This window comes from Streptomyces roseus (genome assembly GCF_001044425.1).
Taxonomy (GTDB): Bacteria; Actinomycetota; Actinomycetes; order Streptomycetales; family Streptomycetaceae; genus Streptomyces; species Streptomyces roseus.
Genome location: NZ_LFML01000008.1, coordinates 75,453 through 88,709 on the forward strand (window position 1 = coordinate 75,453; position 13,257 = coordinate 88,709).

Sequence of the window (13,257 nt, forward strand, 5' to 3'; positions counted from 1 at the left end):
GTCAGGTCATGTCCTCGACCTCGGCCAGGGCCTCCTCCAGCCAGCGCAGCCAGAACGTCTCCAGGCCGACGCCGCCGTGCAGGACGAGCCGGCGCAGCCGGTCCTCGTCGGAGTCCCGCCCCGGCGGGAAGTCCTTCTCCTCGATGGCCTCGTAGACCGCGAGCTGGCGGCGGTGCAGATCCAGATGGCGGCGCAGCTCCGCGGCCAGCCCGTTCGGGCCCACGACGGCGGCGGCCCGGATCCGCAGCAGCAGCGGGTCCCGGATGGCCTTCGGGTCCTGGCTCTCGCCGACCCACCGCGCGAGCTCCGCGCTGCCGGCGTCCAGCACCTCGTACTGCTTCTTCTGCCCCCGTACGGGGACCTCGCTGGGCAGTTCCCGGATCAGCCCGGCCTCTTCCAGCCGGCCGAGCTCACGGTAGATCTGCTGGTGCGTCGCGGACCAGAAGTACCCGATCGACTTGTCGAACCGCCGCGTCAGCTCCAGCCCCGACGAGGGCTTCTCCAGCAGGGCGGTCAGGATGGCGTGCGGCAGCGACATGCGGCCATCCTAGGGACGCGCGATCCGCTCCGCGCCCGGCCGGCGGACCCTACTGCCAGGCTGCCAGGGCCTCCGGGGTCTTCGGGCCCGGCGCCAGCGGGTCCAGCAGGGCGTGGGCGCGCAGCAGGGACGTCACCGCCGGGGACCAGGCCTGGCGCAGACCCGCCGCGGACAGCAGCCGGGGGTCCGACAGCAGGGCGTGCGCCGGGCCGGTGCGGATGCCCGAGGGCGTCAGGACCGCCGCCTCGTCGGCCCAGCGGACCGCCAGGTCCACGTCGTGCGTGGCCATCACCACCGTGGTGCCGGCCGCGCGCAGGCCCGCGAGGACGTCCAGCAGCCGCTCCTGCCCGTCCGGGTCCAGACCCGCCGTCGGCTCGTCCAGGATCAGCACCCGCGGGGCCATCGCCACCGCCCCGGCGATCGCGGCGCGCTTGCGCTGCCCGTACGAGAGCAGGTGCGTCGGGCGGTCCCGCAGCGCGGTGATGTCCAGCGCGGCGAGCGCCGAGTCCACCCGGGCGCGCACCTCGCCCGCCGGCAGGCCGAGGTTCATCGGGCCGAACGACACGTCCTGCTCCACCGAGGCCGCGAACAGCTGGTCGTCCGGGTCCTGGACCACCAGCTGCACCGCCGTGCGCAGGCGGGTCAGCCCCGCCCGGTCGTACGAGACCGCCGTCCCGTCCAGGCGCAGCGAGCCCGAGCCGGGCCGCAGGCCCCCGCTCAGCAGCCGCATCAGCGTGGTCTTGCCGCTGCCGTTGCGGCCCAGCAGGACCAGCGCCCGGCCCTCGGCGATGGCGAAGTCCACGCCGGCCAGGACCGACGGGCCGTCCTCGTACGCGTAGCCGGCGCCGGCCAGTTCCACCAACGGGTTCACAGGTAGAGCCCCTTCAGGGTGAGGGTCAGGGTGATCAGGACCGCGAGCAGGGCACCCGACGCCGCCAGGAACCGCCACGACAGGGCCGTCTCGGGTACGAGCACCCGCAGCGCGCCGTCGTACCCGCGCCCGGCCAGCCCGTCCTGGAGCCGCGCCGCGCGGTCGAAGGCCCGCACGAAGGAGGTCGCGGCGAGCCCGGCCAGCGAACGCCACACCGCGGCCCGGCCGGCGTGGCCCAGCCGGGCCGCCTGGGCGCGCCGCACCTGGGTCATCGAGTCCAGCAGCAGGAAGCCGATGCGGTACATGACGAGGGCCACGTCCACCACCGGCGCCGGGACCCCGGCCCGGACCAGCCGGGGCAGGACGTCCGACACGGGCGTGGTGAAGGCGAACAGCAGCACGCCCAGGGAGGCAGCCGAGGTCCGCAGCAGCAGCTCGGCGGCGTGCCGGGGGCCCTCGGGCGCGAGCGAGACGAACCCGGTCGGGCCGCCGACGGCGACCAGCAGCGGCAGCGCGCCGGTGAAGCAGAAGCCCAGCGGTATGCGGAAGGCCCGCCACAGCTGCCGCCCGGCCACGCCGGCCGGGCCGAGCAGCACGGCGAGCGTGGCGGCGGCGACCAGCGGCCCGCCGGGCCAGGGCGGCAGGCACACGGCGGTGACCGTCAGCCCGAGCCCCAACAGGGCCTTCTCCAGCGGATGCCGGCGCCGCCACCGGCTCCCGTGCGCCGCCACGTCGATCGGCAGCACCGCCTACGACTCCGCGGCGGCGGTGTCCGCAGCGGCCGCGGCCTGCGCGGCCTCCGCGGCCGCGGCGCCCTGACGGCGGCCCTTGCGGACGCCGAAGTAGTAGGCCAGCACGCCCGCGCCCAGGGCTGCCTGGAGGGCGAACAGAGCCGACTCCACCTCCCCGGAGGGGGGTTCGTACAGCGGCGAGAACCAGGGCTCGTAGTCCGGCTTGAGCTCGGTGATCGCCGTCTCGGCCTGCGCGTCGGCGCCCGCGAACGGCTCCTCCTTGCCCTCGCCCATCCCCAGCGCGATCGGCAGTACGGCCAGCGCCGCCACCAGGAGCAGCAGCAGGCCGTTGATCTTCGTGTTCCGGCTCATGCTCATCACAGGGCCGCCTCCTGCCCGCTGCGGCCGGTGAGCTTCGCGACGCCCAGCCGGACCAGGTCGGACCTGCTCGACTGCATCAGCAGCCGCATCACGAGCACCGTCAGCAGCCCCTCGCTCACCGCGAGCGGGATCTGGGTCACCGCGAAGATGCCCCCGAACTTCACGAGCGCGCCCGCGAACCCGGTGCCCGGGTCCGGGAAGGCCAGCGCCAGCTGCACGGAGGTCACGCAGTACGTGACCAGGTCGGCGAAGAACGCGCCGAAGAAGACGGTCACCATGAGCGGCACGTCGAAGCGCTTCAGCAGCAGGTACACCCCGTACCCCGCCCACGGTCCGGCGATCGCCATCGAGAACACGTTCGCGCCGAGGGTGGTCAGCCCGCCGTGCGCCAGGAGCAGCGCCTGGAAGAGCAGGGTGATCGTGCCGAGCACGGCCATGATCGGCGGCCGGAAGAGGATCGCCCCGAGCCCGGTGCCCGTGGGGTGCGAACAACTGCCCGTCACCGACGGGATCTTCAGGGCGGACAGGACGAACGTGAACGCTCCGGACGCCCCGAGCAGCAGCGTGCTCTCCGGGTTCGCCTTCACCTCGCGGGTGAGGGCGCGTACACCGTGGACGACGAAGGGAGCGGACGCGGCGCCCCAGGCGACCGCGTGCAAAGGGGGCAGGAACCCCTCGGCTATATGCATGAGTGGGGAGACCTCTCCAGCACCTCGTGGATGGACAACGCGCCCCGGCCGGTCTCCTGGCTCACGGGTGCTGGTGCCCCGGCTCCGCCTTCCCGGGCGGTGCGGAACCCTCCGCGCCGCCCAGTGGCTTCCCGAAGGAATGGAACCGGACTTCCCGTTCACAGTGGCGAGGGCCGCACCGGTTTTCCACCGGTTTCCCGTACACCAAGGCCCGTTGACCCTAGTCGCAGGGACGGACCTGCACCAACCCGGACCGAACGCGGCGCCGAACGGTACGCGCCGGCGCCCGCGCGGCCGTGCGCCGCGGCGGGATGCGGCCCGATCCGCAGACCGAGAGGTGACTCACCGGGGCAGCAGGGTGCTCAGCTCGGCGTCGAGGTCGTAGTACCGCCGCTCCTCGCTCCGGGGCACCAGGGCGACCAGGCGCCGGCACAGCGCCCGTACGTCCTTCGCCCGGGCGGACACCACGCAGCTCTCGGCGCCGTTGGTGAAGGCGAGGAAGACCCGCGGTTCCCCGCCCTGCCAGCGCGGCCACACCTGGATGTCCCCCTCGCCCGTCACGCAGGTCTGCCCGTCGAGCAGGAGGTCCCGGGAGAACACCCAGCGGGCCAGGTGCGTCCCGCCGCCCCGGAAGTCGACCGCCAGCTCGTAGGGCCGCTCGCGGCGGTACGTGAAGGCCCCGTCCACCCGTACGGGCTCGGAGGAGGCCTCCAGCCGGAGCGGGAGGACGCGGTATTCGATTCCGTCCATGCGCGGCGTCTCTCTGTCGTGTCGGCCGGGGGCCCTCTCGTGCAAGGTAGTCCACCTCCCGGCTACCCCCGCGGGCCGAAAGTCCTCACCCCGGGGGCCGCTGGACCTCTTGTGTCACAGGAAAGGGGGGTGGGCGCGGGGTCCGGAAAAGGGGGTGGAAACGCGGAGGGGCCCGTCCTCCGGGGGAGGGCAGGCCGCCGGGTCACCGGTCCGTCACGGGACGGGGCGGAGCAGGGACGAGACGTTGGACTGACATCGGCCCGCGAATTCACCACGTCGTGGAACGCCGGAGGGGCCCGGCGCACCGCGCCGGGCCCCTCCTTCGTCATGCGCGGCGGATCAGCACTCGATGACGTTGACCGCGAGGCCGCCGCGGGCGGTCTCCTTGTACTTGACCTTCATGTCGGCGCCGGTCTCCTTCATGGTCTTGATGACCTTGTCGAGGGAGACCTTGTGGGAGCCGTCGCCGCGCAGGGCCATCCTGGCCGCGGTGACGGCCTTGACCGCCGCCATGCCGTTGCGCTCGATGCACGGGATCTGGACCAGGCCGCCGACCGGGTCGCAGGTGAGCCCCAGGTTGTGCTCCATGCCGATCTCGGCCGCGTTCTCCACCTGCTCCGGGGTGCAGCCCAGGACCTCGGCGAGGGCGCCCGCCGCCATGGAGCAGGCCGAGCCGACCTCGCCCTGGCAGCCGACCTCGGCGCCGGAGATCGAGGCGTTCTCCTTGAAGAGCAGGCCGATCGCGCCGGCCGCCAGCAGGAAGCGGACCACGCCCTCCTCGTCGGCGCCGGGCACGAAGTTCATGTAGTAGTGCAGGACGGCGGGGATGATGCCCGCGGCGCCGTTCGTCGGAGCGGTGACCACCCGGCCGCCGGCCGCGTTCTCCTCGTTCACGGCCATCGCGTACAGGGTGATCCACTCCATCGACAGCGCCTGCGGGTCGCCCTCGGAGCGGAGCTTGCGGGCGGTGTTGGCGGCCCGGCGGCGGACCTTCAGGCCGCCCGGCAGGATGCCCTCGCGCGACATGCCGCGCGCGACGCACGCCTGCATGACCCGCCAGATCTCCAGCAGGCCCTCGCGGATCTCCTCCTCCGTGCGCCAGGCCTTCTCGTTCTCCAGCATCATCGCGGAGATCGACAGGCCGCTCTCGCGGGCCATCCGCAGCATCTCGTCGCCGCTGCGGAAGGGGTACTTCAGCACCGTGTCGTCGAGCTTGATCCGGTCCTCGCCGACCGCGTCCTCGTCGACGACGAAGCCGCCGCCGACCGAGTAGTACGTCTTCTCCAGCAGCGGGGCGCCGGCGGCGTCGTACGCGAAGAGCGTCATGCCGTTCGCGTGGTACGGCAGGGAGCGGCGGCGGTGCAGGATCAGCTGGCTCGGCTCGTCGAAGGCGATCTCGTGAGCGCTCCCTATCTCGGTGCCGAGCAGGCGCAGGCGGCCGCTCGTGCGGATGCGCTCCACCTCGTCGTCGGCGCTCTCGACGTTCACCGAGCGCGGGGAGTGGCCCTCCAGGCCCAGCAGGACCGCCTTGGGCGTGCCGTGGCCGTGGCCGGTCGCGCCGAGGGAGCCGTACAGCTCCGCCCGGACCGCCGCCGTCTGGGCGAGTACGCCGTCCTTCTTCAGCCGGGTCACGAACATGCGGGCGGCCCGCATCGGGCCGACCGTGTGGGAGGAGGAGGGGCCGATGCCGATGGAGAAGAGGTCGAAGACGGAGATGGCCACGGTGGCGGACTCCCTTGTCTGCTCGTGGGGTGGGAGGGGGCAGGCGGGGTGATTGTTCGGATTTTGTCCGACAGACGAGCTTAACGCGGTGAAGTGAACGGCCGGTCTGCCGGAGCGGGTGCGCGAGGTTGCGGTGGGGCGTGGATCGGGTCACGTTCCCGCCGCGGGGCGGTGCGGAGGCGGTTTCCCCGGCGTTTTCCGGGCTCCGCCGTCTCCAGGATCGGGCCGGACCCCGGCAGCCCGGCGGAGCGGGCCTGGACGGACGAGAAGGGCCCGGCCCCCGTCTACGACAAGGGCCGGGCCCATCGGGTCGGCCGGGAACGCCCGGGACCCGTCCTAGAGCGTCGGGTACAGCGGGAACTTCGCGGCGAGCGCGGAGACGCGCGCCTTCAGGTCCTCGCTGTCGTACGCGGGCTTGAGCGCCTGCGCGATGATCTCGGCGACCTCGGTGAAGGCCTCGGCGTCGAAACCGCGGGTGGCCAGCGCCGGCGTGCCGATCCGCAGACCCGAGGTGACCATCGGCGGCCGCGGGTCGTTCGGGATCGCGTTGCGGTTGACCGTGATGCCGACCTCGTGGAGGCGGTCCTCGGCCTGCTGGCCGTCCAGCTCCGAGTTGCGCAGGTCGACCAGGACCAGGTGGACGTCGGTGCCACCGGTGAGGACGTCCACGCCCACGGCCTTGACGTCGTCCTGGACCAGGCGGGCGGCGAGGATCTTCGCACCCTCCAGGGTGCGCTCCTGGCGCTCCTTGAACTCGGGCGAGGCCGCCACCTTGAAGGAGACCGCCTTGGCCGCGATCACGTGCTCCAGCGGACCGCCCTGCTGGCCCGGGAAGACCGCGGAGTTGATCTTCTTGGCCAGCTCCTGTGTCGACAGGATGACACCGCCGCGCGGACCGCCGAGGGTCTTGTGCGTGGTGGTGGTGACGACGTGGGCGTGCGGAACCGGGTTCGGGTGCAGTCCCGCGGCCACCAGGCCGGCGAAGTGCGCCATGTCGACCATCAGGTACGCGCCGACCTCGTCCGCGATGCGGCGGAAGGCGGCGAAGTCCAGCTGGCGGGGGTAGGCGGACCAGCCGGCGACGATCAGCTGCGGCTTGGACTCCTTGGCGAGGCGCTCGACCTCGGCCATGTCCACCTGGCCGTCCTCGCCGACGTGGTACGGGACCACGTTGTAGAGCTTGCCGGAGAAGTTGATCTTCATGCCGTGGGTCAGGTGACCGCCGTGGGCCAGGTTCAGGCCCATGATCGTGTCGCCCGGCTTCAGCAGCGCGAACATCGCGGCGGCGTTCGCCTGCGCACCGGAGTGCGGCTGGACGTTCGCGGCCTCGGCGCCGAAGAGCTCCTTGATGCGGTCGATCGCGATCTGCTCGACCACGTCGACGTGCTCGCAACCGCCGTAGTAGCGGCGGCCCGGGTAGCCCTCGGCGTACTTGTTGGTCAGGACCGAGCCCTGGGCCTCCATGACGGCGACCGGAGCGAAGTTCTCCGACGCGATCATTTCCAGGGTGGACTGCTGGCGGGCGAGCTCGGCGTCGACGGCGGCGGCGACGTCGGGGTCGAGCTCGTGGAGGGGGGTGTTCAGAACGGACATCAGGATCCCCTGGGGTCAGTTGCCGGCGGTGAGAGCGGTGTACTCGTCGGAGGAGAGCGCGTCCTTCGGCTCCTCCGAGAGGCGCACCTTGAACAGCCAGCCGCCCTCGAACGGAGCGGTGTTCACGAGCGCCGGGTCGTCCACGACGTCCTGGTTGGCCTCGACGACCTCGCCGGAGACGGGGGAGTACAGGTCGCTGACCGACTTGGTCGACTCCAGCTCGCCACAGGTCTCGCCCTCGGTGACGGTGTCGCCGACCGCGGGGAGCTGGGCGTAGACGACGTCACCGAGCGCGTTGGCCGCGAACTCCGTGATGCCGACCGTCGCGACGCCGTCCACGGCGTCCGACAGCCACTCGTGCTCCTTGGTGTAACGCAGCTGCTGGGGGTTGCTCATGACCTGATTCTCCTGGATGCGGGGGAGTGGATACGAACAGTGGTCTTGCGGAGTGAGACGGCCGGTACGGCGTACGGGCGCTACTTCTGCCGCTTGTAGAACGGCAGGGCCACGACCTCGTACGGCTCATGCGTACCGCGAATGTCCACGCCGACGCCGGAGGTGCCGGGCGCGGCGTGCGCCGCGTCCACGTACGCCATCGCGATCGGCTTGCCCAGCGTCGGGGACGGGGCGCCGGAGGTGACCTCGCCGATGACCTGGCCGTCGGCCACGACCGGGAAGCCCGCGCGCGGGACGCGGCGGCCCTCGGCGATCAGGCCGACCAGCTTGCGCGGCGCCTTCGAGGCGGAGCGCTCGGCGGCGGCCTCCAGAGCGGCGCGGCCGACGAAGTCGCCCTCCTTCTCGAACTTCACGACCCGGCCCAGCCCCGCGTCGAACGGGGTGAGGGAGGTGGTCAGCTCGTGCCCGTACAGCGGCATGCCCGCCTCCAGGCGCAGCGTGTCGCGGCAGGACAGGCCGGCCGGGACCAGGCCGGCACCCTCGCCGGCCTTGGTCAGGGCCTCCCACAGCCGGACGGCGTGCTCGGGGGCGACGAACAGCTCGAAGCCGTCCTCGCCGGTGTAGCCCGTACGCGCGATCATGGCGGGCACGCCCGCGACGGTGCCCGGCAGGCCCGCGTAGTACTTCAGCCCGTCGAGGTCGGCGTCGGTGAGGGAGGCGAGGATGCCGGGGGACTCCGGGCCCTGGACGGCGATCAGCGCGTACGCGTCGCGGTCGTCGCGGACCACCGTGTCGAAACCGGCGGCGCGCTCGGTCAGGGCGTCCAGGACCACCTGGGCGTTGGAGGCGTTCGCGACGACCATGTACTCGCTCTCGCCGAGGCGGTAGACGATCAGGTCGTCGAGGATCCCGCCGTCCTCCCGGCAGATGTGCGTGTAGCGGGCGCGGCCGACGCCGACGGTGGAGATGTTGCCCACCAGCGCGTAGTCCAGGGCCTTGACGGCCTCCGGGCCGATCAGCGTGATCTCGCCCATGTGGGAGAGGTCGAAGAGGCCGGCCTTGGTGCGGACGGCGTTGTGCTCGTCGCGCTCACTGGCGTACCGCAGGGGCATGTCCCAGCCCGCGAAGTCGGTCATGGTCGCGCCGAGCCGGCGGTGCAGCGCGTCGAGGGCGGTCAGGCGGGGGGCAGTGCTCATGGGTGTGGCTCCCGGGTCCCAGGGCATGACATGACGAGGACGTTCCTCCCCATCTGTCATCGGAACCTGAGAGGTTCGCCGAGAGTTCCCGGTCGGACCCGGGGAACGTCGACTTGCACCTTGGGTGGAGCGCACGCGGGTGCCGTCGCGGGGGACGGCGGCGCGGCTCGCTTTTCAGATCTGCCTCATCCACGCGGTACGGGGCCTGAGAGATTCAAGGGAGGTACTTGCTCCTTCGGCGCCCGGGCACCGCCTCACGGCGTGCCGGGACTCTCCCGCGCGGATTCAAGCGGCCGGTATGCAGTTGGTCCAGATGGCGCACATCATTGCACGCCGTCCGGTCGATCGGGCGTGCGGGCCCGAAAGAACGTACGGAAGCGGCGGGCCGGTGGTACCGGACCGGGGGTGACGGACAGGAGTGCGGAACCGGGGGTGACGGACCGGTGACGCAGCCGGGACGAGGCCGGGACGCACGACCGGAACCGGGGGTCCCGTATTACCGTCTCTTTACACTCAGTGGGGATGGGGCCCCTGCGGGCCCGGATGGGGGAGGCGATCACCGTGCGGAGATTCGGAGTGCTGGCGTTGACCGGGACGGGATCCGTGGACGGGGTGCCGGCGGCCCGGCGGGCACGCGCCAAGGGCGCTCCCGTACGCGACCTGCGCGGCCGGGGCGCGCACGGACCGCGGTGGCTCGGCTTCGCGGAAGGGGACATCGTCGTCGTGTCCGGTCTGCCGGGCGGCGGCAAGAGCACGCTGATCAAGCGGGCCGCGCAGGGCGGCGGCATCGACTCCCAGGACGTGCGCGAGCGCTGGGAGCGGCGGATGCCGGGGGCGCTGCCGTACACGGTGTACCGGCCGCTGGTCCGCCTCGCCCATTACTGGGGGCTCTGGCGGGCCCTGCGCTCCGGCGCCTCGGCGGTGGTCCACGACTGCGGGACGCAGACCTGGGTGCGCGGCCTGCTGGCGGCGGCCGCGCGGCGGCGGGGCCGGGCGCTGCACCTGCTCCTGCTGGACACCACCCCGGAGGAGGCGCTGGCCGGGCAGGAGGCGCGCGGGCGCGGGGTCTCGGCGTACGCCTTCGCCCGGCACCGGGGCGCGGTGGCCCGCCTGCTGCGCGACGCGGAGTCGGGCCGCCTCCCGGCCGGCTGCACCTCGGCGGTCCTGCTGGACCGCGGCTCGGCCGCGTCGGTGACCCGCATAGCCTTCCGCCCCGACCCTGCCTGATCCGAAGGGCACCTCCCGCCCCCTCGGCTCCCGCGCCCCGGCCCCCCGGTGTCCGGCGCCGCCCGAGCCGTTAACCTCGGGCGACGGTACGGGAGACAACCACAGCGGAGGCGTAGATGCAGGGCGGCGGCTGGCCGGACAACGAGCTGGAGCAGGTGCTCGGGGCGGCGCTCGGACAGGCGGACGCCGGGGCCCGGATCGTCGAGGTGCTCGGGCGCAGCCGGCTCTGGGTGCCGCTGCCCGGCGGTGTCCCCGCGGACACGTCCGCCGGGCTCACCCTGCCCACCATGGAGATCGACGGGGCGGCGTACGTCCCCGTCTACAGCTCCGAGGCCCAGTTCCGCGCCTGCGTCGGCCCCGCCATGGACTTCACCGTGGCCCCCGCCGTCGAGTTCGCCCGCGGCCTGCCCCCGCAGCTCGGCATCGCCGTGAACCCCGAGGGGGCCGTCGGCGTCCCGCTGCCCCCGCCCGCCGTCGCCGCGCTCTGCCGCACCGGCCGGACCCCCCTCGACGGCCCCGCCACCGGCGGCCGGGTCCGGCTCTACGAGCCCGACTGGCAGGAGGACCCGGTGGACTTCCTGACCGCCGCGGCCGAGGAGTTCCGTGCCGCCGGCGTGGTCGCCGCCGCCCACCGCTGCCTGGCCAGCGTCGAGGGCGGGGCGCCGGAGCTCTACATCGGTGTCCGGCTGCTGGGATGGGAGCCCGAGACGCGCAACGCCCCGATGGACGCCCTGGGCCGGGCCCTGGCCCGCGTCGCACCGCCCTGGCCCGTGCAGTTGATCCTCCTCGACGCCGCGCAGGACCCGGTGGTCGACTTCATCGCCGAGCGCGTACGCCCCTTCTACCTCGCGTAGCGCCGCTTAAGCTGGGTGCCGATACGGGTGGACGGGCGGACGAAGAGGGGTACCGGGTGAGTGCGTCAGGCACGGCCGCGGCCGGGCAGGTCGAGCACATGATGCGCCAGGTGACGCCCGGGCGCTTCGAGAGCTACGAGTCGCTTCTGCACGCCCTCGCCGAGGGTCGGCTGTGGATGCTGCTGTGGCAGGGGCAGCCGGGCTCCCCGGACGCCCAGTACGGCGGCATGGAGGTCGAGGGCCTCGGATACGCGCCCTGCGTGACCTCCCCCCAGGAGCTCGCCGCCAGCGGCTGGAGCCGGGGCTACGAGGTGGTCACCGGCCGGGACATCGCCCGCGCCCTCTACCCGGACCGCTGGGGCCTGTGGCTCAACCCGCACGCCCAGGGCGGCGGCCTCGGCATCCCCTGGGCCGACCTGCGCCGTATCGCCACCGGCCTCGACCGGATGCCGGCGGGCCCGCTGCGGCTGTCCGAGCCCGCCCTGGAGCTCCCGCAGTTCTACGGCCTGCTGACCCAGCACGCCCACCGCACCCCCGCCGTGCGCTCGCTGCGCCGCGCCTGGGTACAGCCGTCGCTGGGCTCCCCGTACCTCGCGGTCGGGCTCGACCTGTACGACGCCTCCGCGCCCGCGCTGGAATCCGTACGGGAGATGATGCGCCAGTCGGTCGGCGCGGTCCCCGAGGGGGTGCCCGTGTGCACGGTGGCGCTGGCGGACGAACACGACCCCGTCGCGATGTGGCTGCGCGCCCAGACGCGCCCCTTCTACGACCGCGAGGGCCAGGCTCCGGCGTACTGAGCGGGCCCCGGTCCACGGACCGGGACGACCGTATCGAGCCAATCCGAGGCCGCGGGGAGCGAGCGTTCCCCGCGGCCTTCGGCTTGTCCGGATTTCGCCGCCCTTGTGGGCCCAAAACGCATGGTCCTACCGCGAGTTGGGCGCCATGTCCGATTGTGTACCGAACGGACGGGCTTGCTCCGCTCAGGCGACAGCGAAGTCCGGATAACGGGAACCCGACCCTCACATCACGGTTGCGCATCCATTCATCTGCGGGTCTGGCGGCTGATCGCAGCGCCGATGAAGACTCCCCACCCAAGAGCCGGTCAAGCCTCGAAGGCCCGGTTCGGCAAATGAATTTCTTCTTGTCGCTTTGCACGGCACTTCCTGCAATTCCTGCACCTCACACGCGTCCTGCGCAGCACCACGCACTCCGAGCGCCACTCCGCACCAACGCCGCCACAGCGGCGGGCATGGGCCGGCAACCCGTCGGCCGAGAGGGGTCCCCACCACGATGACGGCACCACTGCATGACACGAGCGCGGAATCACCCGCACCCGTGTCCGTAGCCGACGTCCCAGCCAAGGCCATCGAAGGCCGCTCGCCCGGCCGCATCGCCTGGATGCGGCTCAAGCGCGACAAGGTCGCGCTGACCGGCGGCGTGGTCGTGATCTTCCTGATCCTGGTGGCGGTCTTCGCACCGCAGATCGTGAGCCTGCTGGGCCACCCGCCCAACGAGTTCCACGAGGACCTGATCGACCCGGACCTCGGCACACCGCTCGGCTCCTTCGGCGGCATGAGCTCCGACTTCCTGTTCGGCGTCGAACCCACCAACGGGCGCGACGTGTTCAGCCGGATCGTCTACGGCGCCCGCATCTCGCTGGTCGTCGCCTTCCTGTCGGCCTTCGTGTCGGTCACCATCGGCAGCCTCCTCGGCGCCCTCGCCGGGTTCATAGGCGGCTGGGTCGACGGCGTCATCAGCCGCATCATGGACCTGCTGCTCGCCTTCCCGCAGCTGCTGTTCACCATCGCCCTGGTCTCCGTCGTCCCCAACTCCCTCTGGGGGTTCTCGGGTTCGGGCGTCCGCATGGGCGTGCTGATCGTCGTGATCGGCTTCTTCGGCTGGCCGTACATCGGCCGTATCGTCCGCGGCCAGACCATCTCCCTGCGGGAGCGCGAGTACGTCGAGGCCGCACGCAGCCTCGGCGCCGGGCGCGGCTACATCCTCATCAAGGAGCTGCTGCCCAACCTGGTCGCGCCGATCCTCGTCTACTCGACGCTGCTCATCCCGACCAACATCCTGACGGAGGCGGCCCTCAGCTTCCTCGGCGCCGGCGTCAAGCCGCCCACCGCCTCCTGGGGAAAGATGCTCTCCGACGCCATCCCCATCTACCAGGACGACCCCGCGTACATGGTGGTCCCCGGTATCACGATCTTCATCACCGTCCTGGCGTTCAACCTCTTCGGGGACGGGCTGCGCGACGCACTCGACCCCAAGGGCAGCTGAACCGCTTCAACGATTCACCCACCAAT

At 72.4% G+C, this 13,257-nt stretch carries 14 protein-coding genes and 2 riboswitches; of the genes, 4 read left to right on the forward strand and 10 right to left on the reverse strand.

What is annotated here, in order from left to right:
* Position 1 precedes the first annotated feature (1 nt).
* The 10 genes from ACS04_RS02140 to gcvT form a co-directional block, all read right to left on the reverse strand.
* Positions 2-538, reverse strand: a complete 537-nt coding sequence (locus tag ACS04_RS02140; protein WP_048474728.1) for a PadR family transcriptional regulator — start codon at positions 536-538, stop codon at positions 2-4.
* Positions 539-587: 49 nt separating this feature from the next.
* Positions 588-1,409, reverse strand: a complete 822-nt coding sequence (locus tag ACS04_RS02145; protein WP_048474729.1) for an ATP-binding cassette domain-containing protein — start codon at positions 1,407-1,409, stop codon at positions 588-590.
* Positions 1,406-2,155 (reverse strand): cobalt ECF transporter T component CbiQ, encoded by a 750-nt coding sequence (cbiQ, locus tag ACS04_RS02150; RefSeq protein ID WP_048474730.1) that lies wholly within the window; start codon positions 2,153-2,155, stop codon positions 1,406-1,408. The genes ACS04_RS02145 and cbiQ overlap by 4 nt, the downstream gene beginning before the upstream one ends.
* 3 nt (positions 2,156-2,158) lie before the next feature.
* Positions 2,159-2,512 carry an energy-coupling factor ABC transporter substrate-binding protein gene (locus ACS04_RS02155; protein ID WP_048474768.1) on the reverse strand — a complete coding sequence of 118 codons (354 nt, stop codon included), beginning with the start codon at positions 2,510-2,512 and terminating at the stop codon, positions 2,159-2,161.
* Positions 2,513-2,517: 5 nt separating this feature from the next.
* Complete coding sequence (locus ACS04_RS02160; protein ID WP_048474731.1) at positions 2,518-3,210, reverse strand: energy-coupling factor ABC transporter permease; 693 nt, start codon at positions 3,208-3,210, stop codon at positions 2,518-2,520.
* 29 nt (positions 3,211-3,239) lie between these two features.
* A riboswitch (cobalamin riboswitch) is annotated at positions 3,240-3,434 on the reverse strand.
* Between the two features lie 118 nt (positions 3,435-3,552).
* Positions 3,553-3,960 carry an SsgA family sporulation/cell division regulator gene (locus ACS04_RS02165; RefSeq protein WP_053080672.1) on the reverse strand — a complete coding sequence of 136 codons (408 nt, stop codon included), beginning with the start codon at positions 3,958-3,960 and terminating at the stop codon, positions 3,553-3,555.
* Positions 3,961-4,299: 339 nt separating this feature from the next.
* A complete protein-coding gene (locus ACS04_RS02170) occupies positions 4,300-5,682 on the reverse strand; it encodes an L-serine ammonia-lyase (protein ID WP_048474732.1) in 1,383 nt (460 codons plus the stop codon).
* A 336-nt stretch (positions 5,683-6,018) separates the two neighbouring features.
* Positions 6,019-7,275, reverse strand: a complete 1,257-nt coding sequence (gene glyA, locus ACS04_RS02175) for a serine hydroxymethyltransferase (RefSeq protein WP_048474733.1) — start codon at positions 7,273-7,275, stop codon at positions 6,019-6,021.
* A gap of 15 nt (positions 7,276-7,290) precedes the next feature.
* Positions 7,291-7,671 carry a glycine cleavage system protein GcvH gene (gcvH, locus tag ACS04_RS02180; protein WP_048474734.1) on the reverse strand — a complete coding sequence of 127 codons (381 nt, stop codon included), beginning with the start codon at positions 7,669-7,671 and terminating at the stop codon, positions 7,291-7,293.
* An 80-nt stretch (positions 7,672-7,751) separates the two neighbouring features.
* Positions 7,752-8,867 carry a glycine cleavage system aminomethyltransferase GcvT gene (gcvT, locus tag ACS04_RS02185; protein ID WP_048474735.1) on the reverse strand — a complete coding sequence of 372 codons (1,116 nt, stop codon included), beginning with the start codon at positions 8,865-8,867 and terminating at the stop codon, positions 7,752-7,754.
* Positions 8,868-9,051: 184 nt separating this feature from the next.
* Positions 9,052-9,155, reverse strand: a riboswitch (glycine riboswitch).
* A 267-nt stretch (positions 9,156-9,422) separates the two neighbouring features.
* On the opposite strand from gcvT, the gene ACS04_RS02190 reads away from it, so the two are divergent.
* From ACS04_RS02190 to ACS04_RS02205, 4 genes are all read left to right on the forward strand, one after another.
* A complete protein-coding gene (locus tag ACS04_RS02190) occupies positions 9,423-10,094 on the forward strand; it encodes an AAA family ATPase (protein ID WP_078864362.1) in 672 nt (223 codons plus the stop codon).
* Positions 10,095-10,210: 116 nt separating this feature from the next.
* Positions 10,211-10,948 carry an enhanced serine sensitivity protein SseB gene (locus ACS04_RS02195; protein ID WP_048474736.1) on the forward strand — a complete coding sequence of 246 codons (738 nt, stop codon included), beginning with the start codon at positions 10,211-10,213 and terminating at the stop codon, positions 10,946-10,948.
* A 56-nt stretch (positions 10,949-11,004) separates the two neighbouring features.
* Positions 11,005-11,745: an enhanced serine sensitivity protein SseB C-terminal domain-containing protein gene (locus ACS04_RS02200; protein WP_048474737.1), complete on the forward strand. Its 741-nt coding sequence runs from the start codon at positions 11,005-11,007 to the stop codon at positions 11,743-11,745.
* A 493-nt stretch (positions 11,746-12,238) separates the two neighbouring features.
* Positions 12,239-13,231, forward strand: a complete 993-nt coding sequence (locus ACS04_RS02205) for an ABC transporter permease (RefSeq protein ID WP_048474738.1) — start codon at positions 12,239-12,241, stop codon at positions 13,229-13,231.
* The last annotated feature ends 26 nt before the right edge of the window (positions 13,232-13,257 follow it).